This window comes from Humidesulfovibrio sp., assembly GCF_035560995.1.
Lineage (GTDB): Bacteria > Desulfobacterota > Desulfovibrionia > Desulfovibrionales > Desulfovibrionaceae > Humidesulfovibrio.
On record NZ_DATMYK010000176.1, the window covers coordinates 1 to 3,064 of the forward strand.

The following is a 3,064-nucleotide window of genomic DNA, read 5'->3' on the forward strand; positions in this document are numbered from 1 at the left end:
GGCTAAAGGTGTCAGGCCCCCCGGCGGAAGCCGATCTCCACCGTCTCCCCGCCGTCGTCCGCCGGCCAGACGATGACCGGTATGCGGCGCTGCCCGCCGGAGAGCCGGAGCATCTCCTCCAGGGCATGCGGGTCGGCCAGCACGTTGATGAAACGCGCCAGCGGCAGGGCCGCGCGCGCCCTGTCGGTGTGCGGGCAGCCCTGTTTGCCGTAAATCAGCACGCCCATGCCAGACGATGCGTCGCTCATGCCCTTTTATACCACCTTCAGCAGGGTGGCAGCCAGCTTCGAAAGCGAGTCGGTCCCGCCGTTCTTGTAATAGGTCTGGATCGCGGCGTTCTTGCCCGCCAGGGCGGTGTTGAGCTCGCTTAAGGTGATCTTCTTGTCATTGTCCTTGTCTATCTTGGCGAATGCCTTGGGAGACAGGGGGGCCTCGCTGGCGGAAAGGATGCCGTCGCCGTTCCTGTCCCTGTCCTTGAGGAGCCGGCTTGCGGCCAGGCCCGAGAAATTGGTGATGCTGCCGGCGTTGGAGGTGAAGAGCACCGCCTCGGCCATGTCCGCGTCGTGCGTTTTTTCGCCGCCGCTCTTGTAATACTGGTCGATGGCCGTGTTCTTGCCATTCAGGGCCTTTTCCAGTTCGCCTCTGGTCAGCTTGCCGTCGGCGTCGACATCCAGCTTGGCGTATTCCTCGGAGGACAGCGTCGTCTCGCTGCGGGAAAGCCTGCCGTCCTTGTTCTTGTCGTGGTCCCGTATGTATTTGGACGCCGCCTGGGTGATGGCGTTTGTGCTGTTTGTGCCGCCCGCGCCGCCGGCGTTGGAGAGCAGCGTGGTGACGACATCCTTCGAATGCGTCTTGCTGCCGCCGCTTTTGTAATACTGGTAGATCGCGGCGTCTTTGCCGCGCAGCGCGTTCTGCAGTTCGGCCTTGGTCACCTTGCCGTCGGAGTTGGCGTCCAGCTTGGCATATGCCTCCGCAGAAAGTGTCACTTCATCGCGGGAAAGCTGGCCGTCCTTGTTCTTGTCGTTTTCTCTTAAATACTTGGCTGCCGCAGGGATCGAGTATGTGCCAGCGGTCAGCGAGGTGTTCAGGTTGCTGCCTGAGCCTCTTACGTAAGGAAGGCCGTTTTTGCTTGCTTTATTTGTTGTGTTTGCGCTGGCTGTTTTGGTGTTGTTGGTGTGCTGGGAATATTGTCTGTGAATTTTATTTGAAATGGCTGTGTGCGTGCTCATGCTTGCACCCACTCCTTGGGGGGGCACCACGCCTGCAAGGGCAGGGATCTTCCGGCCTGCCCTTGATGCAGGGCGCAGGGGGGGCTTGGGGAAATTTCGAGGATCATGCGGCCTAGATCTTTGCCAGCAGCCTGGAGGTCAAGTCGGTTATGGAGCCGGTGCCGCCATTGGCGTAGTATCTCTTGATGGTGCTTTCCTGGCCGGAGAGCACGGATTGCAGCTCAGCCTTGGTCACCTTGCCGTCGCCGTTCTTGTCTATCTCAGAGAAGATCTCTGTGGACAGGGAGACCTCGTCGCTGGTGAGCACGCCGTCGCCGTTCTTGTCCTTGTCGGCCAGGTAGCGCTTGGTCGCCAGGGTGGAGTACGTGCCGGACGCGTTGCTGGCGCTGGTGCCGGCGTTGCTCAGCAGGGTGCTGGTGATATCCGGGGTCTCCGCCGTGGCGCCGCCGTTCTTGTAGTACTGGAAAATGGCGTTGTCCTGGCCGGCCAGGGCCTTCTTCATCTCCTCCTTGGTCACCTTGCCGTCTTTGTCGGCGTCGAGCTTGGCGAAGGCCTCGGCGGAGATGGACACCTCGTCGGCGGAGAGGCACTTGTCGCCGTCTTTGTCGTTGTCCTTGATATATTTGGCCGCGGCCAGCCCGGTGTACGTGCCGGCGGCCAGGCACGAGCTGTCCTCGTCCCCGGAGTTCAGGTACATCTGATTGGCGATCTTAGGATTTATGCGCATGACATTATTTCCTCCTGCCGGAAAAATGCATAATCCGGACCAGGGCCGGGGCAGGAGTTTCTTGCCGGGCGCGCGGCCCGGGAGTACACCAGAGGCACCCGAAACCATCAATCCGCCAGGAGACCGCCATGAAACGTTCCCTCGCCGTTCTCGCCCTTTGCCTCTTTGCTTCTCATCTTTCCGCCGGGGCCGCCCAGGCCGGGTGGGCGGATGTGCTGGACAAGGCGCAGCAGGCCACGCAGGCCGTGCAGACCTCCGGGTCCACCAATTCCGTGCCCGCGGGCGTGTCCGACACGGACATCACCAAGGGCTTGAAGGAGGCCCTGGCCAAGGGCGTCAGCACGTCCATAACCAGCCTGGGCAAGACCGACGGCTACTTCAGCAACCAGGCGGTGAAGATCCTCCTGCCCGAGCAGTTGCAGAAGCTTGAGACCCCCCTGCGCCTGGCGGGGCAGGGCAAGCTCATCGACGACCTGGTGCTGGCCATGAACCGCGCAGCGGAGCAGGCCGTGCCCCAGGCCGCGAACATCCTGGGCGATGCGGTGAAGAACATGAGCGTCAGCGACGCCAAGGGCATTCTGACCGGCCCGGAGGACGCGGCCACCCAGTATTTCCGCAAGTCCAGCGGCGGCAAGATCGGCGAGCTCATGCAGCCCATCATCAGCAAGGCCACCGATTCCGTGGGCGTGGCCAAGGCCTACAAAAAGCTCACCGCCAACCCCCTGGCCGCCAGCGCCGCCCAGGCGTACGGCCTTGATCTGGACTCCTACGTGAACGCCAAGGCCCAGGACGGCCTGTTCACCTTGATCGCCAAGGAGGAGAAGGACATCCGCACCAATCCGGCGGAGCGCACCACCTCGCTTCTGAAGAAGGTCTTCGGCTCCAGGTAGCCGCGCCGCGAAAGCCCCCCCAGGAGAACCGCCATGCACAAAGTCCTCATTGAACCTGCCGACTACCAGACCTGCCGCCCGGCGGTGGAGAAGGCCTTCTCGCTCTTCGCCCCGCCCGTGCGCGGCAAAAAGGTGCTGGTGAAGCCCAACGTGCTGCGCGCCGCGAGGCCGGAGGAAGCCGTGACCACGCACCCGGCCGTGCTGCTCGCCGTGGTGGA

4 protein-coding genes and 1 pseudogene are annotated in these 3,064 nt (G+C 62.8%); 2 read left to right on the forward strand and 3 right to left on the reverse strand.

The annotated features are described in order from the left end of the window. Positions 1–11 precede the first annotated feature (11 nt). The 3 genes from uxx1 to VN419_RS06845 all read right to left on the reverse strand — a co-directional run bounded on the left by uxx1 (position 12) and on the right by VN419_RS06845 (position 1,956). On the reverse strand, positions 12–227 hold the full coding sequence (gene uxx1 / locus VN419_RS06835; protein ID WP_325645822.1) for a UXX-star selenoprotein family 1: 216 nt from the start codon (positions 225–227) through the stop codon (positions 12–14). 27 nt (positions 228–254) lie between these two features. Beyond that, the gene (locus tag VN419_RS06840; RefSeq protein WP_325645816.1) at positions 255–1,229 is read right to left on the reverse strand and encodes a hypothetical protein; all 975 of its coding nucleotides are present in this window, start codon (positions 1,227–1,229) and stop codon (positions 255–257) included. A gap of 112 nt (positions 1,230–1,341) precedes the next feature. Beyond that, on the reverse strand, positions 1,342–1,956 hold the full coding sequence (locus tag VN419_RS06845) for a hypothetical protein (protein ID WP_325645818.1): 615 nt from the start codon (positions 1,954–1,956) through the stop codon (positions 1,342–1,344). Positions 1,957–2,084: 128 nt separating this feature from the next. Here VN419_RS06845 and VN419_RS06850 point away from each other — a divergent pair, with 128 nt between their 5' ends. Together VN419_RS06850 and VN419_RS06855 are read left to right on the forward strand one after the other, a co-directional pair. Beyond that, positions 2,085–2,846, forward strand: a complete 762-nt coding sequence (locus VN419_RS06850) for a DUF4197 domain-containing protein (RefSeq protein ID WP_325645820.1) — start codon at positions 2,085–2,087, stop codon at positions 2,844–2,846. 33 nt (positions 2,847–2,879) lie between these two features. Next, a pseudogene (locus tag VN419_RS06855) lies at positions 2,880–3,064 on the forward strand (hypothetical protein); the annotation flags it as partial.